38 protein-coding genes and 1 tRNA gene are annotated in these 22,849 nt (G+C 59.2%); 9 read left to right on the plus strand and 30 right to left on the minus strand.

Going from position 1 to position 22,849, the window contains the following annotated elements:
• Window positions 1-72: 72 nt before the first annotated feature.
• The 17 genes from BJP08_RS11670 to BJP08_RS08295 form a co-directional block, all read right to left on the minus strand.
• Window positions 73-237 carry a hypothetical protein gene (locus BJP08_RS11670; protein ID WP_177221741.1) on the minus strand — a complete coding sequence of 55 codons (165 nt, stop codon included), beginning with the start codon at window positions 235-237 and terminating at the stop codon, window positions 73-75.
• Window positions 234-500, minus strand: a complete 267-nt coding sequence (locus tag BJP08_RS08230; protein ID WP_071569143.1) for a glutaredoxin domain-containing protein — start codon at window positions 498-500, stop codon at window positions 234-236. The genes BJP08_RS11670 and BJP08_RS08230 overlap by 4 nt, the downstream gene beginning before the upstream one ends.
• Window positions 501-530: 30 nt before the next feature.
• A complete protein-coding gene (locus tag BJP08_RS08235; protein ID WP_071569144.1) occupies window positions 531-1,325 on the minus strand; it encodes a site-specific DNA-methyltransferase in 795 nt (264 codons plus the stop codon).
• Window positions 1,325-1,825 carry a single-stranded DNA-binding protein gene (gene ssb / locus BJP08_RS08240; protein WP_071569145.1) on the minus strand — a complete coding sequence of 167 codons (501 nt, stop codon included), beginning with the start codon at window positions 1,823-1,825 and terminating at the stop codon, window positions 1,325-1,327. Before ssb ends, BJP08_RS08235 begins: the two co-directional genes overlap by 1 nt.
• Before the next feature lie 141 nt (window positions 1,826-1,966).
• Window positions 1,967-2,092, minus strand: a complete 126-nt coding sequence (locus BJP08_RS11895) for a hypothetical protein (RefSeq protein ID WP_255364806.1) — start codon at window positions 2,090-2,092, stop codon at window positions 1,967-1,969.
• The gene (locus tag BJP08_RS08245; RefSeq protein ID WP_071569146.1) at window positions 2,089-2,538 is read right to left on the minus strand and encodes a hypothetical protein; all 450 of its coding nucleotides are present in this window, start codon (window positions 2,536-2,538) and stop codon (window positions 2,089-2,091) included. Before BJP08_RS08245 ends, BJP08_RS11895 begins: the two co-directional genes overlap by 4 nt.
• Entirely contained in the window at window positions 2,535-3,341 is an 807-nt protein-coding gene (locus BJP08_RS08250) for a helix-turn-helix domain-containing protein (protein ID WP_071569147.1), read from the minus strand. The genes BJP08_RS08245 and BJP08_RS08250 overlap by 4 nt, the downstream gene beginning before the upstream one ends.
• On the minus strand, window positions 3,338-3,667 hold the full coding sequence (locus tag BJP08_RS08255; protein WP_071569148.1) for a hypothetical protein: 330 nt from the start codon (window positions 3,665-3,667) through the stop codon (window positions 3,338-3,340). The genes BJP08_RS08250 and BJP08_RS08255 overlap by 4 nt, the downstream gene beginning before the upstream one ends.
• The gene (locus tag BJP08_RS08260) at window positions 3,664-3,945 is read right to left on the minus strand and encodes a hypothetical protein (RefSeq protein ID WP_255364807.1); all 282 of its coding nucleotides are present in this window, start codon (window positions 3,943-3,945) and stop codon (window positions 3,664-3,666) included. Before BJP08_RS08260 ends, BJP08_RS08255 begins: the two co-directional genes overlap by 4 nt.
• Window positions 3,946-3,955: 10 nt before the next feature.
• The gene (locus BJP08_RS08265) at window positions 3,956-4,780 is read right to left on the minus strand and encodes an ERF family protein (protein WP_071569150.1); all 825 of its coding nucleotides are present in this window, start codon (window positions 4,778-4,780) and stop codon (window positions 3,956-3,958) included.
• Window positions 4,780-5,676 (minus strand): YqaJ viral recombinase family protein, encoded by an 897-nt coding sequence (locus tag BJP08_RS08270; protein ID WP_071569151.1) that lies wholly within the window; start codon window positions 5,674-5,676, stop codon window positions 4,780-4,782. The genes BJP08_RS08265 and BJP08_RS08270 overlap by 1 nt, the downstream gene beginning before the upstream one ends.
• Window positions 5,673-6,059 carry a crossover junction endodeoxyribonuclease RusA superfamily protein gene (locus BJP08_RS08275; protein ID WP_071569152.1) on the minus strand — a complete coding sequence of 129 codons (387 nt, stop codon included), beginning with the start codon at window positions 6,057-6,059 and terminating at the stop codon, window positions 5,673-5,675. The genes BJP08_RS08270 and BJP08_RS08275 overlap by 4 nt, the downstream gene beginning before the upstream one ends.
• A complete protein-coding gene (locus BJP08_RS08280) occupies window positions 6,046-6,270 on the minus strand; it encodes a hypothetical protein (RefSeq protein WP_071569153.1) in 225 nt (74 codons plus the stop codon). Before BJP08_RS08280 ends, BJP08_RS08275 begins: the two co-directional genes overlap by 14 nt.
• Entirely contained in the window at window positions 6,270-6,650 is a 381-nt protein-coding gene (locus tag BJP08_RS08285; RefSeq protein WP_071569154.1) for a hypothetical protein, read from the minus strand. Before BJP08_RS08285 ends, BJP08_RS08280 begins: the two co-directional genes overlap by 1 nt.
• The gene (locus tag BJP08_RS08290) at window positions 6,617-7,111 is read right to left on the minus strand and encodes a hypothetical protein (protein WP_071569155.1); all 495 of its coding nucleotides are present in this window, start codon (window positions 7,109-7,111) and stop codon (window positions 6,617-6,619) included. The genes BJP08_RS08285 and BJP08_RS08290 overlap by 34 nt, the downstream gene beginning before the upstream one ends.
• Window positions 7,108-7,278, minus strand: coding sequence for a hypothetical protein (locus tag BJP08_RS11675; protein ID WP_177221742.1), 171 nt, complete (start codon window positions 7,276-7,278; stop codon window positions 7,108-7,110). The genes BJP08_RS08290 and BJP08_RS11675 overlap by 4 nt, the downstream gene beginning before the upstream one ends.
• A gap of 130 nt (window positions 7,279-7,408) precedes the next feature.
• Complete coding sequence (locus tag BJP08_RS08295) at window positions 7,409-7,642, minus strand: hypothetical protein (protein WP_071569156.1); 234 nt, start codon at window positions 7,640-7,642, stop codon at window positions 7,409-7,411.
• Window positions 7,643-7,847: 205 nt separating this feature from the next.
• On the opposite strand from BJP08_RS08295, the gene BJP08_RS08300 reads away from it, so the two are divergent.
• Window positions 7,848-8,039 (plus strand): hypothetical protein, encoded by a 192-nt coding sequence (locus tag BJP08_RS08300; RefSeq protein WP_071569157.1) that lies wholly within the window; start codon window positions 7,848-7,850, stop codon window positions 8,037-8,039.
• A 15-nt stretch (window positions 8,040-8,054) separates the two neighbouring features.
• On the opposite strand, the gene BJP08_RS08305 is transcribed toward BJP08_RS08300, so the two are convergent.
• Window positions 8,055-8,273, minus strand: a complete 219-nt coding sequence (locus BJP08_RS08305) for a hypothetical protein (protein ID WP_071569158.1) — start codon at window positions 8,271-8,273, stop codon at window positions 8,055-8,057.
• A gap of 257 nt (window positions 8,274-8,530) precedes the next feature.
• On the opposite strand from BJP08_RS08305, the gene BJP08_RS08310 reads away from it, so the two are divergent.
• A complete protein-coding gene (locus BJP08_RS08310; protein ID WP_143110072.1) occupies window positions 8,531-9,193 on the plus strand; it encodes a hypothetical protein in 663 nt (220 codons plus the stop codon).
• An 804-nt stretch (window positions 9,194-9,997) separates the two neighbouring features.
• On the opposite strand, the gene BJP08_RS11445 is transcribed toward BJP08_RS08310, so the two are convergent.
• The 4 genes from BJP08_RS11445 to BJP08_RS08330 form a co-directional block, all read right to left on the minus strand.
• Complete coding sequence (locus tag BJP08_RS11445; protein WP_143110073.1) at window positions 9,998-10,459, minus strand: hypothetical protein; 462 nt, start codon at window positions 10,457-10,459, stop codon at window positions 9,998-10,000.
• Window positions 10,460-11,239: a phage antirepressor gene (locus BJP08_RS08320; protein WP_071569161.1), complete on the minus strand. Its 780-nt coding sequence runs from the start codon at window positions 11,237-11,239 to the stop codon at window positions 10,460-10,462.
• Between the two features lie 221 nt (window positions 11,240-11,460).
• Window positions 11,461-11,661 carry a hypothetical protein gene (locus BJP08_RS08325; protein ID WP_071569162.1) on the minus strand — a complete coding sequence of 67 codons (201 nt, stop codon included), beginning with the start codon at window positions 11,659-11,661 and terminating at the stop codon, window positions 11,461-11,463.
• A 47-nt stretch (window positions 11,662-11,708) separates the two neighbouring features.
• On the minus strand, window positions 11,709-11,942 hold the full coding sequence (locus tag BJP08_RS08330) for a transcriptional regulator (RefSeq protein ID WP_071569163.1): 234 nt from the start codon (window positions 11,940-11,942) through the stop codon (window positions 11,709-11,711).
• Between the two features lie 147 nt (window positions 11,943-12,089).
• Between BJP08_RS08330 and BJP08_RS08335 the strand changes: the two genes are divergently transcribed.
• The 4 genes from BJP08_RS08335 (at window position 12,090) to BJP08_RS08350 (ending at window position 15,493) form a co-directional block, all read left to right on the plus strand.
• The gene (locus BJP08_RS08335) at window positions 12,090-12,587 is read left to right on the plus strand and encodes a hypothetical protein (RefSeq protein ID WP_071569164.1); all 498 of its coding nucleotides are present in this window, start codon (window positions 12,090-12,092) and stop codon (window positions 12,585-12,587) included.
• Complete coding sequence (locus tag BJP08_RS08340) at window positions 12,568-12,957, plus strand: ImmA/IrrE family metallo-endopeptidase (RefSeq protein WP_071569165.1); 390 nt, start codon at window positions 12,568-12,570, stop codon at window positions 12,955-12,957. Before BJP08_RS08335 ends, BJP08_RS08340 begins: the two co-directional genes overlap by 20 nt.
• Window positions 12,954-14,273, plus strand: a complete 1,320-nt coding sequence (locus BJP08_RS11450; RefSeq protein ID WP_071569166.1) for an HIRAN domain-containing protein — start codon at window positions 12,954-12,956, stop codon at window positions 14,271-14,273. The genes BJP08_RS08340 and BJP08_RS11450 overlap by 4 nt, the downstream gene beginning before the upstream one ends.
• A gap of 101 nt (window positions 14,274-14,374) precedes the next feature.
• Window positions 14,375-15,493: a site-specific integrase gene (locus BJP08_RS08350; protein WP_071569167.1), complete on the plus strand. Its 1,119-nt coding sequence runs from the start codon at window positions 14,375-14,377 to the stop codon at window positions 15,491-15,493.
• 19 nt (window positions 15,494-15,512) lie between these two features.
• Here BJP08_RS08350 and BJP08_RS08355 read toward each other — a convergent pair.
• Window positions 15,513-15,596 (minus strand) — tRNA-Leu (locus tag BJP08_RS08355).
• Window positions 15,597-15,790: 194 nt separating this feature from the next.
• Between BJP08_RS08355 and BJP08_RS08360 the strand changes: the two genes are divergently transcribed.
• Together BJP08_RS08360 and BJP08_RS08365 are read left to right on the plus strand one after the other, a co-directional pair.
• Window positions 15,791-16,264: a hypothetical protein gene (locus tag BJP08_RS08360; RefSeq protein WP_071569185.1), complete on the plus strand. Its 474-nt coding sequence runs from the start codon at window positions 15,791-15,793 to the stop codon at window positions 16,262-16,264.
• 13 nt (window positions 16,265-16,277) lie between these two features.
• Complete coding sequence (locus tag BJP08_RS08365; RefSeq protein WP_071569168.1) at window positions 16,278-16,646, plus strand: DUF3817 domain-containing protein; 369 nt, start codon at window positions 16,278-16,280, stop codon at window positions 16,644-16,646.
• A 10-nt stretch (window positions 16,647-16,656) separates the two neighbouring features.
• On the opposite strand, the gene rdgB is transcribed toward BJP08_RS08365, so the two are convergent.
• From rdgB to clpS, 7 genes are all read right to left on the minus strand, one after another.
• Complete coding sequence (rdgB, locus tag BJP08_RS08370; protein WP_071569169.1) at window positions 16,657-17,280, minus strand: RdgB/HAM1 family non-canonical purine NTP pyrophosphatase; 624 nt, start codon at window positions 17,278-17,280, stop codon at window positions 16,657-16,659.
• Entirely contained in the window at window positions 17,277-18,008 is a 732-nt protein-coding gene (gene rph / locus BJP08_RS08375; protein ID WP_070478462.1) for a ribonuclease PH, read from the minus strand. The genes rdgB and rph overlap by 4 nt, the downstream gene beginning before the upstream one ends.
• 23 nt (window positions 18,009-18,031) lie before the next feature.
• Entirely contained in the window at window positions 18,032-18,808 is a 777-nt protein-coding gene (locus BJP08_RS08380) for an MBL fold metallo-hydrolase (protein WP_071569170.1), read from the minus strand.
• 95 nt (window positions 18,809-18,903) lie between these two features.
• Entirely contained in the window at window positions 18,904-19,710 is an 807-nt protein-coding gene (murI, locus tag BJP08_RS08385; RefSeq protein WP_071569171.1) for a glutamate racemase, read from the minus strand.
• 6 nt (window positions 19,711-19,716) lie between these two features.
• Window positions 19,717-20,517, minus strand: coding sequence for a rhomboid family intramembrane serine protease (locus BJP08_RS08390; protein ID WP_071569172.1), 801 nt, complete (start codon window positions 20,515-20,517; stop codon window positions 19,717-19,719).
• A gap of 4 nt (window positions 20,518-20,521) precedes the next feature.
• Window positions 20,522-21,064, minus strand: coding sequence for a DUF2017 domain-containing protein (locus BJP08_RS08395; protein WP_071565626.1), 543 nt, complete (start codon window positions 21,062-21,064; stop codon window positions 20,522-20,524).
• Between the two features lie 24 nt (window positions 21,065-21,088).
• Window positions 21,089-21,388 carry an ATP-dependent Clp protease adapter ClpS gene (clpS, locus tag BJP08_RS08400; RefSeq protein WP_071565662.1) on the minus strand — a complete coding sequence of 100 codons (300 nt, stop codon included), beginning with the start codon at window positions 21,386-21,388 and terminating at the stop codon, window positions 21,089-21,091.
• 118 nt (window positions 21,389-21,506) lie between these two features.
• On the opposite strand from clpS, the gene BJP08_RS08405 reads away from it, so the two are divergent.
• Window positions 21,507-22,844 (plus strand): nicotinate phosphoribosyltransferase, encoded by a 1,338-nt coding sequence (locus tag BJP08_RS08405; protein WP_083428487.1) that lies wholly within the window; start codon window positions 21,507-21,509, stop codon window positions 22,842-22,844.
• Window positions 22,845-22,849 lie beyond the last annotated feature (5 nt).

Here is a 22,849-nt window from a genome sequence, read left to right on the forward strand (position 1 = left end):
ACGTGTTGGGCTCCATGTGTCCGCAGGCTGGGCAGATGTGGTGTGCTTCGTCAGTGGTGAACAGGGGTTGGGTCATTGGTTGTCTCCGAGGATTCCGGCGAAGAGGATGATGAGGTCTTTGAAGGTTTCGAGATTGGTGTTGGGGTCGAGTCCTGCCCCGGTCATGGTGGTTTCGGCGTAGTGGATGATTTCTTGTTCCAGTGGGGTGAGTTGTCGGCCTATCCGGTTACGCGTCATGGTTGTGCCTTGATGCGTTCGCGAGTTTCGTCGAGGTGGGTTTGACTCATGCCTGCCCATGTGGCGATGGGGTGGTCGTTGTGGGTGATTTCGACGAGTGGGAGTTCTTGCCATCCGTGGTGGCGCATTTCCTCGATTTTGTTGGGGTGGTTGTCGAGTTGGCGCACGGAGACAACGGCGCCCATGTTGGTGAGTGCTTTGATGGTTGCTTTGCATTTCATGCAGTGTGGGCGGGTGTAGACGGTTGCGTTGATTGGGTTCATGGTTGTGCTCCTTAAGGTTGTCTTGTCCGACTATGCGCTGGTGCGCCGTTTCGCAGTGTTTGCGCTGGTATCCCACAGCGGCAAACCCTCTTCTACGGAGGGGTGCACCTGATTGTTAAAGGCGTGGCAGAACTCCTTTTTGATTTCGAAGCCGTAACCTTTACGGCCCAGGTTTTCCGCCGCAATGAGAGTTGACCCACTGCCCGCGCACGGGTCGATGACCACATCGCCGGGGTCTGTGAACAGGTATATGAGGCGTTCGAGTAGTGGTACCGGTTTTTGAGTGGGGTGCACTTTTGGGGTTTTGCGGTCTGGCACCCAATCCATCACATTCATCACCATGCGCCCCTGATTGTTGAATTTGGGGAGGCGTTCACGGTAGAAGATGAGTGCGTATTCCGCGTTCCCAACAACCCTCATGTTTGCTTTCAGCACTTGTGGGCTGGTGCGTTTCTTAAACACAAGGTTGATGTAGCGGTTGAACCCGTACTTTTTTGCTTCCTCAATCAGCGGGAATTGCTGCTCGAATGAGCAAAACACGATCATGCAAGGAGATTCGCCACGCACTTTTGATTCTGGTTTCAGCATTCGTGTAGCAAAGTGCATGAACTCCGGTACTTTGAAGTTCTTGTCAGTGTCGAAAAACTGTTTTCCTGCTAGGTGCGATTCGCCGTTTTTGTTGTCCCCATCGACATACCACAGGGGGCTTGATCCGTAGGCGTTTGTGCCGAGGTTGTAGGGGATGTCTGCGATGATGAGTTGGGCTTTGGGTACGGCGTAGCGTTTGAAGTTTTGGAAGTGGTCGTTGTGCAGTATCGCAACCATTAGAACGGTGGCTCCTCATTGTCGCTCTGTGCGAACCCGCCCGTGTTCTGTGGCTGGCTGTTGCATGCGTCTTGCTGCCCGAAGCCGCCGGTTGGTGACTGGTTGCGGGTGTGTGTCTGCTGGCCAGCGTTGTTGTTGGTGGTGGCGCGGTGGACGTTGGCGACGGTGTAGGCCAGGTTGGGGCCAATCGTTGCGATAGTGACGACGTAGGTGGTGCGTTTCTCACCGTTTTTGGTTTCCCAGTTGTCTTGTCGCAGGGTGCCGGTGATCACCACGGGCATGCCCTTGGCGATGGTGTCGGCGGTGTTGGTGGCGAGGTTGCCCCATGCTTCGCACCGCAGGAAGGTGACGCTGTCGTCGACCCACTGGTTTTGTTGTTGGTCCCAGCGTCGCTTGTTGCAGGCGACGGAGAACGTGACGACGGCGTGGCCTTGTGGGGTGTAGCGCAGTTCGGGATCGGAGGCGATGTTTCCGGCGAGTTGGACGTGTGGCAGTGCCATGGATGTTGGTTCCTTTCTAGAAGATGGTTTTGGGTTGGATGAACAGGGGGCCTTGCAGGTTTGCTGCGTATGCTTTGGCGTGTTTGGCACACAGTGGGGGTTGCCCGGTGCCTGGTTTGGTGCAGGGGTGCCAGCGGCACGTTATCTGTCCCAGTGGTCGATGGTGTCCGGCTGGTTGCACGATGGAGCCTCCTTGTCTTGGTGGTCGTCGTTGTTGGCGAGGTGCTCGACCCACTTGAGTCGCTCCTTGTCGGGGTCTGGGGTCATAGTCTGGTTTTGCCTTTCCAGTTGGTTTCGATGATTTTTTGCACATCGAAGTTTTGTTCGGGTGTTGGTTCAGGTGTTCGCCTTGCTGCTTCGAGTTGCAGCCGGTGTGTGCCGGTGGCGATCTGCTTGTCGATGGTGTTGCGTCGCTGCTGTCGCATCGCGTCCCAGCGGGCCTTGAGTCGAGGGTCGGTTTCCTGCCTGTCTCGTACTCTGCGGGCGGCTTGGATGATGTCGGCAGGTAGCGGGATGGCGTCGCCGTGTGGGTGGCAGAAGTACTCACCAACGGCTTCAATCCACAGGTTTTTCCATGGTGGGAGTCCTGATCTGCGCATGGTGTAGCCCCAGATGCGTGGCCGGTCGGGGTCCGGGTTGGGGAATCTGGGGTTTGCTTGTTTGCAGGTGGCGAGGACTTCGGCGGCGATGAGTGTCCAGTCGTCGTTGGTCATGGGTGTGCCTCGATGATTGTGTGGCCGGTGGTGTAATCCGGGCCTGTGTGGGCCTGTGGCGTGTTTGGGAGCCAGTCGGTGGCCCGTGTGCCACGGCGGGGCTGCCGGTCACTTGTGGGCGCGCCTGGGGCCGGTTTTCGGGCCGGTAACGGTTCATCACCCCAGCGGTCCTGGTGTAGCCACGTCGCCGGGTGTGGAATGAACCGCTTCTCCGGAAGATTCGGGTCCGTGGCGAGACGACGAGCCCCGGCAAGGATTTCCTCGACTGGTGCTCTGGTGCATGCCCGGAGGAATTCGGATTCTGCTTTCCGCTTGCCGACGCGCCTCGGATAGATGCCCCAGAACTCATCGAAGTGAGCATGTTGGTTCTTGGACGGTTCAGGATGGTTATGGACGGTTTGTAGGACACCCGTGTCCGGTCGTTCGACCTGATTTGTCCGGTCGTTCGACCTGATTTGTCCGCCCGTGGTGTCGTAACTGTCCGCCCGGTCATCGTGTCCGCCCGGTCCGTGTGTCCGGTCGTGGATGTTGATATCCCAAACAGTTGGTCGCCGATCCGCCCGATAATGCGACACCAAATCTTGGTCCCCGCGACGGATCACCCTGCTTTCCTCAAGCGCTTGCAGCTTCCGCCGCACGGTGCGCACCGAACAGCGCGCCCGCGTCGCAATCCATTCCTGCGACGGGAACGCTCCACAACCGCGGTCATCAGCACGATCCGCGAGCGCGTAGAGCACCGCGAGTTCCCCTTGGTTTTCCACGGGGGCCTCTTCCATCACCCACAGCATCGCCTTCAAACTCATTGTCTTCCTCCTTTCACGACCTCGCCCGACCTGGTCAGGTAGAGCAGTTTCCCGTTCCGGTACAGCACCGGATGGTGCGCCGGTTCCCTACTGCCACGCACAAGAAAACCCCGCTCATACGATGCGGCGGGGTGTGCATGAATCCAGGTGTGGCACTGGTGGCAAATGTGCAGCAGGTTCTCCACTTCGTGCCTGCCAAGCTGGCTTCGTAGCTTGCGGTGATGCAGATGCTCGGCCCTGCCCGTACAGGCTGCGGCGAACATGACTTCGCAGTAGCCACCAGCCCGATTGATGACTGTTTCCGCAACTTCGGTTGGGATAGTCATGCGCCTTCTCCCCTTCCTGCGACGCCGTACATGGCGCGCACTGATGCCCCGATGGACTGCATGGCCCGAAGCTCCCCTTCGAGGGCTTTCGCGAGCCGGTCAGCGTGCTTCATCTTCACCTCGGCAATATCGCGGGCTTCACGCTGCTGCATCGTCGCCAACGTGGCCTGTTGTTCACGGTCCTTGATGGAGCCTTCTGCAGCCAGATACGCCCCGGCGTAGGCCCGGTCGAAAGCTCTATCAGCGTCCTTGAACTCCTGCAGAGCTTTCGAATACACACCCACCCCGTTAGCTATCCTGTTCGACAGCGTCAGGATGTTGTGTTCCACTTCCACCGGATTCACCGGATGCGGTTGATGCTCCATCTTGGATCGCCTTTACCTTCTGTTGGATTTTCAGCTTCAGCTCGTCCCCGGCGGGCCCGAGTGCGTTGGCGGACTTCCACATGTCGCGTAGCTCGGCAACGTCGGTGCAACGGGCTGCGTTTTCTTCGAGTTGGCGCACTGCCTTGAGTTGGCCGGCTGTCGGGCCCTGCGGTTGCTCTTGGATGTGGTTGGTGTCCGAATACTCGTCCGGGTCCGGTTCATCCGTGGGTAGGCACAGTGCTTGCAGGAGTGCGGTGCGGTAGGCCACGGAGTGTGCTTTTGCGAGCGCTTTGTCCTGGTAGTCGTTGGCTTCACCAAACACCACAACCGGGCGAGGCAAACTGTCGCACATAGGGCCAAGGAAGTTCAGCTCGTAGCGCAACAGCACCTGTGTCTGCGTCTTATTGCCCGCTGGCACATGCTCATGCTTCAGCAGTTCCACTGTGAACTGTGGCAGTACGCCGTGGGTGCGTAGTGCTGGTCCGACGGCGTTCATTACCCCGTCGATGCCTCGGAAGTTGTAGCGCTGGTGCTGGTTGTAACCGTCTTTGCGGACAGCTTTCACATCTGCCATGACACGCGCCAAGGCGATATGTACGGGCACCTGCTCCGGGTCTTTCCGTACTGGGGTCTCGTTGGTCTCCGGCGTGGGTTCTTCGGGCTGGGCTTCTGCTGGGGTTGGCTGCGCTTCCTGTTCAGGCTTCGCCTTCGCTTCCTGCTTCACCGTCTTCGTCTTCGTCGTTGCCATTACGCGCTCTCCTTAATCCGCTTGATACCTACCCTGCGAGACCCCGCCACCTTGCGAGTGCGGTACTGCTCCCACAACTCCGCGTGGTCCTGCTTAAACGCCTTACTGTCAAACCCCAACGACGGGGCTGTTGTGGACACCGTCAGCTTCCAACCAGCCACCTCATCACTGGCCGAGCCGCCAACAAGGTCACCGATCTGCTGCTTCAACGCTGTTTCTTCCTGGCGAAGGACCGCGGTTTGCTCTTGGACTGCTGCAAGCTGTGTGACGAGCTGTTCAAGCGCAAGCGCGTCATCGAGTGAGTCAGCCCCACCCATCCAGTCAGGGCGCACCCCGTCGAACACGAACCGTGACAGCTCCTCCGCAACGGCCACCAATTCGGCCTGCAGCCTCGTGTCCGGGTCGATGACTTCATGGGTGATGTCGCCCGGTACGAAGTCGTTATGCTGCTCGGCGATAAGATGCCAGCGTTTCGCCCCGGTGATCCACAGCGCCACCTGCACCTGGCACAGGTACTTTTGGTAGGCCGGGTTGTCCATGATGGGTACGGTGGTGGTCTTGAACTCGGCGCCCTCCTCGTAGTCGAGAGTGAACGCATCCGGCGAGGCTGACACACCATCGCGGACCACCATCTGCTGTGGGTCCGTGTTGAGCACCAGGGCAGCATTCACGAAGAGTTCTGCGTACTGCGCGAGCACTGGTTCGCGCTCATGCCCCCACCGGGTGTACACGTTGCCCTGAAAGTGTTCGACACCTGTCTTTGTATCCCTGATTCGTTCCCAGTTCGCCACCGTGCGCGTGGTGTAGGCGCTAGCCACCTCCGTGGCTGTCACGAACCGTTTCCGCTCCTCAAGCCACGCTTCGTGCGAGGCCGGGGTGATGATCTCAAAACTCACTTTGTGTTTCCTTCCTGTTCAATCTCCAACCACATCGAGGCCGGAGTACCTTTCTTCGCCGGGTGAATCACCGGCATTACTTTCGTCATAAACTCCGGGGTGTCATCGACCACCAGCCCGGCATCAACAAGCCCGTCACAGAGCGCCTTCAACGTTGGGACCAAGTTGTCCGCGTCGCGACGCCTGCTATCACGCGGGCGGTAGTGCAGCGACACAGCACACTTGCCCATGGCTGGAAGCTTGTGCGACCTGGCACGCATGCAGGCTTCGTGACGGACTTGTTTGACGAGTTTCGCTCGCTGCGCCCAATGCCCGAACCGCTGATTCGCGGTCAGCGGAGGCTTGGTGAAACTCAACGGGATGATCCAACTACGCGTCTCCATCAAGTTCCTCTTTCTTCACGACGAACTTGACCCTGGCGGACCCAGCGATTGCGAACATCTCTTTACTGGTTAAGTCACGGTCCTCGTGTTCAGGCATGTTCGTTTTCCAGATGCCTTCCCAGTTCTTGACTGCCAGCCACCGGAACCCAAATTCGGCGGCGGTGCCACACGGGGTGGAGTCGTAATCCTCAACGGAGGTAAGCCAACGCATTAGACCACCTCCACAGGACCGACAAGCCGGGTGACTAGCTGGTAGCCCTCCAGCCCGTGGCGTTCAGCGGCTTCTTCTGCATCTAGATGTGAGTCAAACCAGGCAGATTCCTCTGGGAAGTACCACCAGTCCTCACTGTCCTCCAGCCAATAATCGTGGAGGGGCCTCAGATGCTTCCCACCTGCATAGACTTCGCGGCGGATTGCCCACTCCGTACGCAGCCCGGCGACGGTTTCCACGGCGTCGTAAAAGTCCGTCATGTCCGCCCGTTCATGCAGGCCACCCCACACGTCACTGTCATTCGTGCGGTCTAATCCTGCAATCAGCTGCTGTGCTTCCTGCGGGGTCACAGTATCCGCCCCCAGCGCAGCACCGTCCATGGGCCGTAGTACGCCATATCGTTGGATGACCTATCGGTGTCCACCGCGCAAAGCCAAACGGCTTCGTTATTGCGCACCCAAGGTGAAGAACCCGCACGCGCAACAATCGTCCCCAGGGGCGCGTCTTTAAAGTCTTGTTCAGTCTTGAGTATTGTCGGGTGGTCCGGGTCCTCGACCAGTCGGTATTTCTTCCCGTTCGGGGTGAGAGAGTCCGGCACCCAAGACCAGTCATTGCAGATAATCTCCTCGCCCACGTCGTGCCACATCATCACGACCTCGTGCCCGTCCGGGGTAGTCGCCCCCGCCAAATGGTGCGCGTCGTCATCCCACTCAAGCTCAGCCATCGTCGGTTCCGGAAGTAGGTCGAGTAGGGCTTTCGCGGCTTCTCTCTCAACCGGGGACGCGCTCGATTTCGCGCCTTGTGCCCACTCGCGGGCACCCCTAATCGAATAATCAGTCATTGTGTTCCTCCTTGGTGTGCCCAAGCCGCCTGCTGGCCTGCCTGGAATCCTGCGTTGTATGTCATGGGGTCGCCGGTGTGGCCTAGTACGATTCCGGCGATGAGGCCGAGCGCGCCGAGCGCTACAGCCAGCCTGTTTTTGCCTTTCAGCTTTTGCTCAATAGTCATGTGCTGCTCCTTAGACGTATGCCAACTGCTGTAGGACCACTGGCGGTAAAAACGGCCAGATAACGTCGAGTACGGAATGAATCGCGAGTTGTGCGGTAATTAGGTCCATTGGGGTTCTCCTTTGTGGGGGCTATGCGACTGTTTGGCCGTCGAGGAATGGCCTGAGTGACTGGATCGGGATGCGCCAGTTGCCACGGTCGCCGTCACGCTGCGCTGGAATGTCCTGGCCTACACGCGGTAGGATTTCGTCGTAGTCGCGTCCGACGAGGCGGGCGAACTCAGGCGCTTTGAGCACGAGCTTTCTTTTGCCTGTGGCGGCTTCGACGAGGTCGAGCAGTTCGCGGTTGGTGATGCGGTGGTTCATCGGCTCCACCTCATCCAGAACGTGTGGCGTGGTTTGCGGTGCCTGCCTTTTCGGCGGCAGAAGAGGTTGCGTAGAATCATGGGTGGTTTCCTTTCGATAGAGACCAATTGATGGCCCCCGCGTATGGTTGCAGCACAGCGGGGGCCTTTGTCGTGGTTCACTCATTCTGTGGGGGCTGCTGGCCCCGGGAAGGAGGTGAACGTAGATGAAGCTCACTGATGAGGAGAATCACCAGCGGTTGCTTGACTTGCAGTATTTGATGCAGGAGGCGATCAAGCTCCAAGAGGAGCACGAGCCGAAGGAAGACGTTGATCTTCGACTCCTCGAGATCAACAAGCGCGGTCTCGAAAACATTGATCAACTCGTAGCTGAGTCGAAGCGGAAGCTTCGCGGTTAGCGGCGTTTTTTGCGGTCAGTCCGAGGTTGTTGCAGCAGCCTCGGGCTGGCCGTCCTCTCCGAGGAGGATTGATACAAATTCCTCGATGAGCGATGCACAATTCGTGAGAATCTCAGCGTGTTGATCGTTTCCGACGCCTTGCAGGGCGATGATTTTGATCACCTCGAGGTTCGTGTGGATGCCTGTGCTGATTGCTTTCTTCCGGTGGGGGTTGAGCTGTTCTGGTTTAGACATAGGCGAGTTGCTCCAGGATGTGTGGGGGCAGGATCGGCCAGGTCACGTCAAGCATGGTATTTCGCGCGATCTGGGTGGTGATTGGGTCCATTGGTGTATCTCCTTTGCTTTTGGTTATTGGGGGGCAGCGCGTACCTCGCCCGGAAGAGCGGGGTCATGGGTACGGCTTACGCAGGGGGAACTGTCGACACCTGCTACCCCAGTGCCCGTGGGAAGGCTCGAACTTCCCTGCCTGCCAGTCGGGCTAAGATTGCTGCATGGCTAACCCTGCAGAGTTACTGTTCGACATATTCAAGAGCTGGAACAGCAATAGCGCTCCAGTCAAGGCTCGGAATGATTCAGATGCGTTACCCCGTCACCGTCTTGCGGTGGCACACCTCAATGACATCGAGCGGCTGCTCGACATCATGCACAGCGACGGCAAACGCGTCTTCACCTACAAGAAGCGATTCCCGCAGTGGGTGAAAATCGTGTTCAACTACCCGCGCGATTGGCAGCACAATTACGGCACCATTGAAGATGGGGCGATGGAATCACTCGAGAACCTCATCGACACCATGGACAGCTACGTACCAAAGATGGACGAAGCCAGGTTCGACGAATTGAAGAAGTACCTCGACAAGGTTGAAAAAGCGCTTCACGACGACGACTCTCTAAGTGCTGCGGTGACAGCTGGCACGATGGCGCTTGTGCACAACCTGCGCACGATTCTTGACCAGTACACAGTCTGTGGTGACCTGCAGTTAGAACAAGCTCTTGAACGCCTACTAGGCAACCTGGCGAAGGTAACGCTGCGCAGTAAGCACGCTGCCAGGTGGCGCACGCTTATCGACGAGTTCGTGTTCCCCTACGTGGTAGGTCAACTGCCTGAATTACCCGCTGGCGGGTTGTTGTCCGCAGTCGCTGAACTCGGTAGCTAATGTCAAGGCTTCTTCGATGGCTTGGTCGATGACCAGCCCCGCAGGGACACCTTCAAGGATTCTGGTTTTGATGCGGCGCAGGGTGTCGTGGACAACAAGCAGTTCCATGCGTGTTGCGTCCGTTGGGCTGAGGCCCATAGGGGTCACCTCACTTTCATTGTTGTTGGGGTTGATGGGAGCGCACCTCCGTTGACGCTGTTTCCTCCTGTTCTGCGCGCCGAACAGGGTTCCGACGCCCCCTCGTTGGGGTAAGTGTTAGCGTTCGTGATGATGTGCTCCTGGTGCTGTGTGCAGGACTTGCACCTGCAGAGTGGCTGTTTCACAGCGTGTGTTTTTCGTGCCCGGTTACGCGGTGTTGCCTCACCCTTGACCCGCTACGGTGGTTGGGTGGTTTCTGCCTGTCGGCGCGTAGGGTCATGGCGATCTAAGACACACGCTCGCCTACGCAAGTAGTTCCGCTGGGACACGTCCCCGCCTACCGTTCTACGGCGGGGGTGGTGCTCTCTGTTGAGTTTTCAAATATCGTTTCCGTTGGTGCCGACACCTATTAGGGTGTCTGGTCACGTGACGAAATAATGTGGTGCAGGGGTGCACCTAGTGCCCGGCGCAGGAATCGAACCCGCGCTACACCATCGGGCTAAAATTCAGGAATGGATTGGAATCTCTTTGTTGCTTCGCTCAGTTTGGGATTTGCTCCAATAACGGTGTGGCTTGCACGAAAGCAGATAAAGCTCGAGAAAGTGAAAGAAACTTCATATTCAATAAACACCAATCTGAGGCAAGCAGAACAACTAGACCTATCGGTTAAGCACAACGGGATTTCCCCACTTCACAGGTTTTCCGTTTGGGCGAAGAACGACGAGAAACATCAACTTCTACATGAATGCCCAGTATTTGCGCCTGGAGATTCGCTAGAGACAAAGAGTCTTCCTCAATATCCGGATGAGATTCTCGTGGCTTGGTTTTCTCCACGCCCTTCAGGCCATGGTCTCCAATCACACGCGATCCGTATCCAGTATCAGCAGAGGCGACAAAAACAGATTGAGGAGTGGAAGTATTACTGGTGGACACCGCCCCGGTTGTGGATCCGTAAGCGTCTAGGAAAATCTCAGTTGAATTCTCTTGAGAAAAATCCGACGAGGTTTCCGATTGGCCGGTGGAAGCCGCGCCGCCGCGATATCCAGCGTCCGAACGATAGGCCCGGGTGGCCACAATGACTCCAACAGCAATAGACGTTAAAATTCCACACCACACAAAAGGGGCCATTTACGCCGCCTCCTCAATCTGAAATCGGCCATCCATAAACCGGGCAATGAAGTACTCCTGACCCTTTCCCGTCACCTTCGAAGTTTTGGACAACGAGGTGTGACCATCGGAATGAACGACGGTGGTTTCTTTAACCTTGAAAAGCCCAAGTTCCATCGAGCGTTGAGTTGGCATGTTCCAGTCAGTTCCTTTCCGATTAATGAGGAACCCGTTTTCACGAAGCCACTTAAACAAGCGTGTGCCACCAACCTGAATGCCATTACCCCTGAGGATTTTTGCCAGGTCCCCGACCAGGATGTGGGACTTTGACGTAGACACTGCGTCAGCAAACAACACCTTCGGACGATCTGCCTCCGCTTGCGCTTCTAGCTCAGCCCGGCGCGCCCGCTCATCCTTGAGGCTGGTGGTTAGCCGGATGATGAAGTCTGGGTCGGTCAGGGCTGCTTCGGTGGCTTCTGGCGTGAGATACCCGCCACGCTTACGAATCGACGGAAGGACCTCGTGGGTAACCCAGCGCTTGAACTCACGAGCAGCGGGGATCTTCGAACCTAGGATTGCGGAGTACAAGCCCGACTCGGTGATGGTGGAGACTTCCTGCTCACCGCCAGGGGTACGCACTGAACGCGTACCCTTTTCATCTTCATCTAGGCGGCGAGTCATGTCCGAGGCCATGCGATAGCCGAGCACCTTGGCGACGTCACTAGCGACCCATCGAGGCGCACCGTCCTCCACGAGCACTCGGACCTCATGGCCTTGAAAGTCAAACGGTTGAATATTCATTGTGGTAATCTCCTTGTTGTAAATTTCTTGGAGTGCCCCGCGTTTCAGCGCGGGGCTTTTCTTATACGTGCTTCACTTGTTTTGGGGATACTTCCCCAGAAAGTGAGGTGAAGATTGTGGATAAAATTCAAGCCGCTAAAGCAGCCGCTGCTTGTGCAGGATCCGCTAAGACGGCAGCCAGCACCGAACACGAGCGCCAAATGGCAGACGGATTGTGGTATCTAGCTCTTGCGATTGCGGAAGATTTCAACGACAAACGCAACCCGCGTAGCTAGGAAATAAAGCAACTCTGATGTCACGGCCTCGCATTGACGCTTCTTTTCACTGCGCCATGCAATTGCAGCCCATTGCTTCGGAGTCGGCTCCCATCGCGATTCCCTCGGCATGCCAGCGCCGGGGGTTTCCTTGTTCTTGTCGATCATTCTGTAAACTCCTTCTTGCTCAATCTCCGCCCCCAGCGGGGCTTTTCTTATGCGGCGGTAGTCGAAACCTGCGCAACGTCCTCCACCAAGACATATCCAGCACGTGCTCCCAAGGCAGCGAGAGCGTTTAGCACGTCCGGCTGTGGCTTCCTGCTCTTAAGCGCCCGGCCCCAGGTGGATCGCGATAGTCCAGTGCGCTGCGCAAGTTCAACGGTTGACCCGATTCGGTTAGCTCGCTTCACTCGCTCAACCTCATCAAGACTGATAAGAAATTGAGTCATTTTGTCAGCTCCTTTCGTTCGCTAGATTCAATCATGATTCATTAGCTCGTAACTGTCAAGTTTTTGAAATGTTACAGATTCACGCATGATGCAAACGTAAAGGCTGCAGGGCTTGCGTGGCTCATTATTGACCCATATACTTATGGCATGATCGACTACAGAGACTGGTTTAGGTCCGCGACGGGACGCAGGATTACAGCCGAAGAAATTGGAGAGATTCTCGGACTTTCACGCCCCTCAGTAACGCGACGGCTAACTTCCCCCGGCGGACTATCAGCGGATGAAGTAATCGCCGTTTCCAGGGCAAGCAACGTGAACCCGGTTGAAGCGCTTGTTGATATGGGGCACCTAGAAGCGGCGGAGGCTATGGCGTTCCTTGATTCCGATGGTCAGCTTGTTGAAACAGCCGACGAAGGCGAACTCGCCCTCGAACTAGCGCGCCGCCTCAACCCCGCCACCCGTGCTAATGAGATCGACGAACTCGCTGCGCGCCGTTCGGACACGCCCGCCCCCGTGTCCGACCCGGCTGCTAATCATGATGACGGCACTGTCCGCGACTTCGACTGGGACATCCCCCATGCCGCAGACAGCTCCCCCGACGAAAATGAAGAACGACTGAAACGAGGTGAAGACCCTGTCGACTAACCTCGACGCGCTTATCGACGTAGCCGAGGCCCGCGGTTACCAGGTGCGGTGGCATCGTGGCGGGCCGAAGGCTGCGTGGATACCTACGCAGAACATCGTGACCGTGCGCGTCGGTATGGACGATGTGACCACCCTCTGCGCCTTGGCGCACGAGCTAGGCCACGCCTACTACGGTGACCCGCCAGGCCACCACGGGGCGCACGAGCAGCGGGCGGACCGGTTCGCTGCGCGCCTCCTGGTCTCCCCCATCGACTACGCCGCAGCCGAAGCACTCTACGGACCACAGCCCCAACTCCTCGCCCACGAGCTCGGAGTCACGGTCAAAATCCTTAAAACTTGGATCACTCTCTACGAAAGGACAGCAGCATGAGCACCTGTTACCAGCTGCCTACAATAAATTCAGACTGGTGTAACGTGCCAATTAAAGGCGAGTATTACCACCAAGATGAGCTCCGAAAGGCCGCATACAGCTCAAACAGCGATGGCTCCCATGAATACCGTTTCAAAGTAACCCTGGTGTGTGAACCAGACAATCCACATTCCAGATCTGGCAAAGCAATCTCCGTCAGGAACGGAAACGACGTTCTCGGCTACCTGCCTTCCGAAATCGCGAAAGACTACTTCCCAGAATTTGCTCGAGTCTGCGCAAGTGGAGCAGTCGCCGAAACCGCAGCTCGATTATGGGTGGCTCGTGACCTTTTCAGTCCAGATCCTAAAATGGAGTTAAGCGTCGCGCTTCTCGAACCGGGCCTCAATGTACCTTTGAATAATCCACCCGCAGATGGCTGGGCGTTGATCCCCTACGGGAAACCATTTCAAGTAACCAAAGAATCCGATCACCTTGATGTTCTCCAGGATTACATTCCCGAATCCGGCAAAGGCCCATTGTTTGTAACGCTCCACAAAGAAAATTTAGGAGTCAAGAATATCCGTGTTGGCATAGAAGTCCGGCTCGATGGACAGCGCATCGGCGAACTAACAAAGGCATCTGGGGAAAAGATGCTGCCCGCTATCGAGCATCTAAACGCCCAGGGGCTCGATGCCGTTTGTTACGCAACCATTCAAGGGTCGGCAGTAGCGGCCGAAGTAACCCTCCACCTACTTCGTTCCAACGAAATGGATGATGAGGCCTTGCACCCTGACCCGGCTCCGCTTCCCCGTCTTGTTGAGTTCGAACCGGACCCAAATGACTATGCTGTCCCTAACGCCTATCGAGGCCAAGACGAGAAGACTCCTAATACACCTGAGCATGAGCCGGTTGTCGGTTCCTCCCAGATAACGCCATTCGCACCAACAGAGAATGTAGCCGTTATGCCAACCGAGGGCGCTGCCCCCTGGGAAATGCTGTTACAACCGGATGATTCTGAGCGTGCTACGCCTTTCCAGCGCGGGTATGTGAGAGGGAAAATCGGAAGCAATTTCCCGAACAACAGGGCGCCCCGAATCGATTACGCAACAGTGAACCAATGCTCAAACATACTCGAGTACTTCGGCGAGTCCTCTGCGCCGCTCTACACAGATGGACGCAACTCTAATGCCCTCTGGTGGACGTTGATGATCGCCATATTCATAATCGTCGGGTTACTAGCAAATATCCCTGTAATCGGACAAATCGCCGTTGTAATGTGGCTCGGATTTATTGCCCACCATTTCATAACAAGACGAGGATTAAAGCCCCCATTTTAGCAAACCACAATAAAGCAAAGGCCGCCCCGGCGCTCACAGCGACCAAACCGAAGCGCCAGGGGGCCACCTATCCAACCCAACAAAGGAAGGACACACCCATTATGGCAAGTATCTCGCCATACACCACAAAATCCGGCAAACGCTGGCGGGTCCAATACCGCGACCCGGCCGGGAAAGTCCGCTCCAAACGCGGCTTCACCCGCAAAACCGACGCCCAAACATGGGCCGACAAAAACGCCGTCGCCGTCGCAGACGGACAATGGACAGACCCCGCACGCGGCAAACGCACCATCACAGACCTCTGGCCCGCCTGGTGGGCAACAAAACAACACCTCGAACCAGGCAGCCTCGCCGTGATGGAACCATCCTGGAAAAAACACGTCAAACCAGTCTGGGGTGCCCGCCAAGTCAACTCCATCCGCAAATCGGAGGTACAAGCATGGCTAGGTGAGCACAAGGACACACCGTCGACGATTCGGCGCGCGTTCGGCATCTTAGCTGGCATTCTCGACCTGGCGGTGGAAGATGGCGCGCTCATAGCCAACCCCGCCCGTGGAGTGAAGCTGCCGCGTAAGCCGGAGCCGAGGAAGGTGTACCTCACGCCGGAGCAAGTGTGGGCGCTCGTGGACGAGTGCTCGCAGATGAAGACGGCAGTCGCGCTGGCGGCGACGTGCGGCACCCGCTGGGGAGAGACAGTCGGTGTGCAGCCGCGAGACCTCATGGTGGAGCAGTCGCGTATTCGTCTGCAGCGAGCGGTGAAGGACGCCGGCGGTCAGATCAGGGTCGGGCCACTTAAAGGGCATGAGGCGCGGGTGATCGCAGTGCCGCGTTTTGTGATGGACGAGCTGGCCTCGCTTGCCGACGGTTTGGCGGCAGACGAGTTCATCTTCAAGAGGACGAACGGGGGCCTGTGGGGCTCGCTTGACAAGCATGATTTTTTCGCTCAGGCGGTGGGTCGTCTTGTGTCGCGCGGTGAGCTGCCGGAGCGGATTACGTTCCATGGGTTGCGGCATGTGGCTGCGTCGTTGATGGTGCAGTCTGGGGCGTCGGTGAAGACGGTGCAACGTCAGTTAGGGCACAAGTCGGCGGCGCTCACGCTCGACACGTATGCGGAGTTGTTCGACGGTGACCTTGATGAGGTGGCTTCACGCATGGGTGATGTTTTTGCGGATGCAGCCAAAATGCAGTCACGGAGCCCTGTTTTGCGGGTGGTTATGTAGTTTTACCTGCGGTAATATGTGGTGCGCCCGGTGAGACTTGAACTCACACGTCAAAGACACTGGAACCTAAATCCAGCGCGTCTGCCAATTCCGCCACGGGCGCATAAAGCGCCTTTCATCCTACACACTGCACAAGAGGGCACAAACCAGCAGGAAGGACCCCTGCGCTTTGGGGCTGCTGCGATCAAGTCGGAGGAGGATTCCGCCCCGCGGACACTCGCAACCGCAGAACAGGCATCGGGGCACAAAACTTGTCGAAGGGGGCGTCGATAGGTGGTGTTGCTAGACTGTGGCACTGTGAGCGAGCAGAACAGTTTCCCAGGTGAAGAGGGCGCGCCGAAGCGTCGGCACGTTCGGGTTCGCGCGTGGCACATAGTGTTGCTTATCGCCGCGGTGGTTACGTGCTGTCTGCTGGCGTACTGGCAGTGGACCCGCTACCAGTCCGGGACGGGGACGTTCCAGAACTTGGGGTACGCATTGCAGTGGCCGTTCTTTGGCGCGTTTTTCGTCTACGCCTACAAGGCGGGACTGAGGATGGAAAACGAAAAGATTGACGCGCTGAACGCCTCGGGCTCGATGGATGAGCTCTATGAGGCGGACCTGGCCCGTTACGGCTCGGATGGCAGCCGCGAGCCTGTGGAAATTGATGAGGATTTCTTGCCGGAGCGCCCTACGCTCGATGTGGAAGAATACAACTCAATGCTCGCACCACGCCGTCGTACTTCGATGGAGCCAAACAGCGAGCCACCGAGCGAACCGAACAGAAAGTAAGAGGCATGAAAGCATGACCCAGCCGCAGCCAAATGCAGCCGCACCCAAGATTCACCCGGAGCGTCAGCGCCGAGTAAAGCAAGCGCTCACGGCGTTCTCTGTCGCAGCGTGGACGACAGGCATCCTGCTGCTCCTCCTGTGCGCACGCATGATTATGCAGTACCTCCTGCACATGGACGTGTCCATGCTGGAGTGGGTGGCACGCGTGCACGGGTTGGCGTACATCCTGTTCCTGGTCACCTCGCTCAACCTGGGGCTGAAGGCTCGTTGGGCTGCGCAGACGTGGGCGGTGACCGCGATTTCTGGCGTCGTCCCCTTCTTGTCGTTCTGGGTGGAGGCGAAGCGCCGCAACGAGGTCACGCGCACGTTCCAGCTGCGCTAGCTGCCCACGCCTAACTGCGCAGCGCCGCGATGTGCGGTGCAAGCGCCCGCAACGCCGTCCCACGGTGTGAGCGGGCGTTTTTCTCTTCCGGGGTGAGCTGCGCTGACGAGCGGCCGGGGGTGTCGGCTGGTTGGAAGATCGGGTCGTAGCCGAAGCCGTGCTCGCCCTTCGGCGCTTCGAGCAGGCTACCCTCCCAGCGGCCCTCGGCGGTGAACTCCTCGCCCTGCGGGGTCACGAGCGCACAGCAGGACACGAACGCCGCGTCACGCTGAGCGATGTCCGCCATCTGCGCGAGCAACAAGTTGTTGTTCGCGGTGTCGGTGTCTACGGCGCCGTGCTGCCCAGCATGCCCAGACCAGCGGGCGGAGAGCACACCCGGCATCCCGTTGAGCGCGGCGACGGCCAGGCCGGAATCGTCCGCCACGCACGGCAGCCCGGTGGCTGCTACCCCGGCGCGCGCCTTGATCAGCGCGTTCTCCTCAAACGTCAGCCCGTCTTCTTTCGGCTCCGGGTACGGCTCCACGTCGCCGAGGGCGACGAGTTCCACGCCGTCGATGCCGCAGTCGTCGAGTACCTGCTGGAGTTCTTTGAGCTTCTTTGCGTTATTAGACGCAACCAGCACCCTTACCGTCATGCCAGCGCGGCTTTCTGCGCCTGGATGAGCTCGTTCAAGCCCTTCTGCGCCACGTCGAGCATCTGGTTGAGCTCCTCGCGGCCGAACAGGCCGTGCTCGCCGGTGCCCTGGATTTCGACGAAGTTGTCGCCCTCCTGCATGACTACGTTGAGGTCAACTTCAGCGCGGGAGTCCTCTTCGTACGGCAGGTCGAGGCAGACGCGGCCGTCGATAATCCCTACGGAGACTGCGGCGACTGGCGCGAGCAGCGGCTCACCCGGTACGACGCCGCGTTCTTTGAGGACGGAGATGGCGTCCGCAAGCGCGACGTACGCGCCGGTGATGGAGGCGGTGCGGGTGCCGCCGTCGGCTTGGAGGACGTCGCAGTCGAGCTGGATCGTGTTCTCCCCCAGCTGGCGCAGGTCCACCGCGGCGCGCAGCGAACGCCCGACCAGGCGAGAGATTTCGTGGGTGCGGCCCTTCACCTTGCCGCGCATCGATTCGCGTGGCATGCGCTCGTGGGTTGCGGCCGGGAGCATGGAGTATTCGGCGGTCAGCCAACCTTCGCCGGAATCCTTCTTGAAGCGCGGCACGCCTTCCTCGATGGAGGCGGTGCACATGACGCGGGTGTTGCCGAACTCTACAAGGACGCTACCTGCCGGGTTCGAGGTAAACGAGCGGGTGATACGCACCGGGCGCATTTCGTCGAGCGCGCGCCCGTCTGCGCGCAGAAAATCAGAAGTTGTCATGCCCTCCAGGGTAACGCACTGCGTTACAGCTCGAAGCAGGCGCCGGGCTCGCCGAGCACCGTCGGCCCGCCGAACTCGCGCGCAGCGGCCTCAAGCGTGGCCTGCTGGTCCGCCCACGGCTGGATGTGCACAACCACGAGCTTTTTGACGCCCGCTTCGCGCGCAATCCGCCCCGCTTCTTCACCAGACAGGTGCATGCCGGGCGCCATCCCCTCGGATGTCGGACCCCAGGCGGCCTCGCAGAGGAAGAGATCCGCGTCGCGGGCCGCCTCGACTAGGTTAGGCGTGACCCCGCTATCGCCCGAGTAGACCAGCGTCGCGCCGGTCTTCTTGCACGTGACCCGCAGCGCGTGCGATTCCTGCGCCGGATGATCCACCGGGAACGGGGTGACCTGCACGCCCTCAATATCAACTGGAGTGCGCGGGCTCCACGTGTGCACGTCGAAGGTGTCACTGATGTCATCGACTTCGTCGGCGGTGTTGGCAGCCATGCGACCAAAGTGTGTCGCCGAGTGGCCTGGGCCGTACAGCTTGTGCGTGCGCCTCGCCGGTTTCTCCGGGTGGTAGCGCCGCCATACCAGCAGCGACGGCACGTCGGAGCAATGATCGGCGTGGAGGTGCGAAAAGATGAGGTGCGCGTCGGAAGGATCCATGTCTTCGCGCGTCTGCATTGCAGCCAAGGCGCCGGGCCCAAAGTCCATCAGTATGTCCGGGTTGCCCGGCGTACTGATCACATAGGACGAGCCGGGATTACCGGGGGCGCCTAAACTCCCTGAACACCCGAGAATGGTCAACTTCATGGAATTACTGTGCCATGAAAACTACGTAATTTCTAACGTTTCCACTAAAAACACTCAGTTTTGTAGCCATGTCATGAAATTCAGGCTGTTGTGGCCTAGCTCATGGGGTGGTTCACGGCGTGCACCATGGGTCCCAGGAAGCGGGTCGCGAGGGCGTCGAACAGTGCGGGGTCGCCGGTGGACTCGAAAGTCCTCGTTGGCTTCACTCCGGAATCTGCCAGCATGTCGCGCTCCGTGAGAATGCGGAGCACGTCCTTCGCGGTCTCCTCCGCTGAGGACACGAGTGTGACGTCGTCGCCCACGGCGAGCTGCACGATGCCAGAGAGCAGCGGGTAGTGAGTGCAGCCCAGCACCAGCGTATCGACGCCCGCTTCGCGCTGCGGTGCCAAGTACTCCTTCGCGATGCTGAGGATCTCTGGGCCAGATGTGACGCCGCGCTCCACGAACTCGACGAACCGCGGGCACGCGGTGGCCGTCACCTCCAAATTTGAGTTGAGCGCGAAGAGGTCCTGGTAGGCCCCCGATGTGATGGTGCCCTGCGTGCCGATCACACCAATCTTGTTATTTCGGGTGGTCGCGATTGCTCGTCGCACTGCCGGCTGGATGACCTCGACGACGGGGATGTCGTAACGCTCGCGAGCATCGTGCAAGAATGCGGAAGTGGCCGTGTTGCAGGCGATGACCAGCATCTTGCAGCCACGCGACACCAGTTCGTCGGCGATACGCATCGCGTGTTGGCGCACCTGCGCAATCGGTTGTGGCCCGTACGGGCTGTTCGCGGTATCGCCGATGTAGATCATCGACTCGTTGGGCAGCTGGTCGATGACGGCGCGGGCTACCGTCAGGCCGCCCACGCCAGAGTCGAAAAGACCGATAGGAGCATTGTTCTCGAGCGTTTTCACGTCACATCATCCTAGCCCATAGGGCTGATTCGGATTCTTGCGCTGCTTCTGCTGTTTCTTCTGCGCTTTCTTCATCGCGAGCTCCGGCGGATCGTCCGAGGTGATGATCATACCCGCGGCCACGCCACCAATCGCGCCGAAGAGGTGCGCCTGCCAGCTCACCCCCTCAACGAGCGGCAGTACGCCCCACATCAAACCCGAGTACGTGAACCCGAGGATGATGCCCAAGAGCACCTGGCCCGCCGACCTATTGAAGAAGCCACGCACCAGCAGGTACGCCAGCCAGCCGTAGACCAGGCCCGAGGCACCAATGTGGTTCGTGCCGATCCCACCGAACAACCAGGTTCCGATGCCTCCGATCAGCACCACGAACGCGGTGACCTCCCAGAACACCCGCTTACCGGAGTACCCCACCAGGAACGCGAAGAGCGCACCCAATCCGGTGTTGCCCATCAAGTGGTCCAGGTCAGCGTGCAGCAGCGGCGAAGTGAAGATGTGCCAAATACTGGTCAGGTCCAGCGGGTGCACGCCGAGGCCGTTGAGCGCTCCGCCGAACACCGCCATATTCAGGATGTGCACGGCCCAGATAATCGCGATGTATCCAAGGGCGAACAGCAGCCCGGTTCTGCGCTGCTGTTTGAACTTGCTCTTGCGCTGTGCGGTGGGATCCATCGCTGGATCGACGCCGAAGGCAGCAAGCTGCTGGTCCGGGTGCGAGAACGGACGGTCGAAAGGTTTGCCGTAGCCCGGCTGCCCAGTCTGCCCGTAGCCCCAGCTCGGCCTCGGTGCGTGTGGAGGTTGCGTCATATGCTTACTCACCCATCATCGCCTGCAGCAGCGACTCCTGGCAGAACGCCAACCACTCGATGAGCTGCGCGCGCTGCTGCTCGGCGGCCTCGCCACCACGGTCGTCGGCAGAGACGTACAAGCGCATATCGTTGAGCGCAGCCAGGAACTGGTGCGCCTCCTCTTCCTCGATGGTCACCTCAACGCCACCAGTCGGGCCCAGCGCCTCGTTCACCACCTGGAGGTTGGTCAGCTTCGCCTTAATGATGTCGTTTTCATGCAAGCTGCGAAGCAGACCGTTGTCGCCCTCGAACTCCTCGTCCTGCTCCCGCTCAAAGTCAGGCAGCAGGCGCAGGAGCTTCGGGTCCGTCGGCGCCTCCGAGTGCCCCACGGACAGTCCCATCATTTCTGAGAACTCGTCGCGCGGCGCGGACTGCGCCCTGGCAATCAGCGCCTCGGATACCGTCGCCGTCAAATCCCCGATGATTTCGCGCTCGAGGGGGTCGAACAGCGTCGTAAATTTGATGCCTGAGCGCAACAGGCCTTTCTTCTTCCGCCAAGCTTGCATTCGCTTTGTTCTCCTTGCCCTGGCCTAGCCGGCCTGCTGCATCGTTGCCCAAAGGCCAGCGGTGTGCAGCTTCTTCACGTCGCCTTCGACCTTGTCTTTTTCACCAGAGGACACCACCGCTTTCCCCTCGGTGTGCACCTGCATCATGAGCTCCTGGGCACGCTTGCGGTCGTAGCCCAGGACGGTTTGAAAAACGTAGGTGACATAGCTCATCAGGTTGACGGGGTCGTCCCACACTATGCACATCCACGGCAGGTTTTCACTCGTCGCAACCTCGACGTCGATGGCTTCGTCGAGCTCAGGAGACGCCATCGGCGAACTCATCGCTACAATTCCTGTCATTTTCATGTGCACCACCTTACCTGCTTCGGAAACACCACGCCCGCAAGCATTGTGTGCTAATGCGCCAACCGAGCCCGTCAACGCACTACACTCATCGAACATGATGCAAAACCAGGCCCACCCCAACTACTCGACGGCATTCCTGACGGACATGTACGAACTGACGATGCTCGACGCCGCCCTGCAAGACGGCACCGCGCACCGGCAGTGCGCCTTTGAGGTCTTCACCCGCCGCCTGCCGAATGACCGCCGCTACGGCGTCGTCGCAGGCACCGCCCGAGTTGTCGATGCGATTCAGAACTTCCGATTCACCGACGCCCAGATCGAGGCGCTCGACTTCCTCTCCGACGAGGCCAGAGAATACCTACGGAACTACTCGTTCTCCGGCCAGGTCGACGGCTACCGCGAGGGCGATATTTACTTCCCTTACTCCCCCATCATGACGGTGCGCGGCACCTTCGCCGAGTGCGTGATCTTAGAAACAGTCATCCTCTCGATCCTCAACGGCGACTCCGCGGTGGCCTCCGCGGCGTCCCGCATGGTCACGGCCGCTGATGGCCGCCCGATCATCGAGATGGGCTCGCGCCGCACCAACGAGCAGGCGGCGGTCTCGGCGGCGCGCGCGTCCTACATCGCGGGGTTCGTCGGCACCTCCAACATGGAAGCCTCTCACCGCTACGGGATCCCAGCCTCCGGCACCGCGGCCCACGCGTGGACGCTGCTGCACGTCGACGAGGAGGGCCGCCCCGACGAGGTCTCCGCGTTCAAGGCGCAGGTCGAAAGCCTGGGCAAGGACACCACGCTGCTCGTCGATACGTACGACATCACCAAGGGTATCGAGCACGCGCTCGAGGTCGCGGGCACTGAGCTCGGCGCGATCCGCATCGACTCCGGTGACCTGGGCATCGTCTCGCGCCGCGTGCGCGCCCAGCTCGACGAGGCCGGCGCGTTCAACACCAAGATCATCGTCTCCTCTGACCTCGACGAATTCGCCATCGCGGGCCTGCGCGGCGATCCTGTCGACGGCTTCGGCGTCGGCACCTCGGTGGTCACCGGCTCCGGCGCACCGACGGCCACGCTGGTGTACAAGCTTGTAGAGGTCGACGGCCACCCCGTCGCCAAGCGTTCCTCCGGCAAACGCACCTACGGTGGCGCAAAGCTCGCCAAACGCGCCTACCGGGCCTCCGGCGTCGCGGTGGCAGAGCTCATCTACCCACTACGCGCGGAGATCGACGCCAAGCCAGCCCTGGAGTACCGCGACTTGGTGGTACCGCTGATTCGGGACGGAGAGGTCGTCGACAAGCATGACGAGCTCGAGGCCGCCCGAGAGCTGCACAACACCGCGCGCACCACTCTGCCGTGGGAGGGCCTGGCGCTGGCGAAGGGCGACGCGGCGATCCCGACTCGCTTCGTCGGCTTCCCTGAGCCCACGGAGTAGGTAGA

This window comes from Corynebacterium sp. NML140438 (assembly GCF_001875725.1).
In the GTDB taxonomy this organism is placed as follows: Bacteria; Actinomycetota; Actinomycetes; order Mycobacteriales; family Mycobacteriaceae; genus Corynebacterium.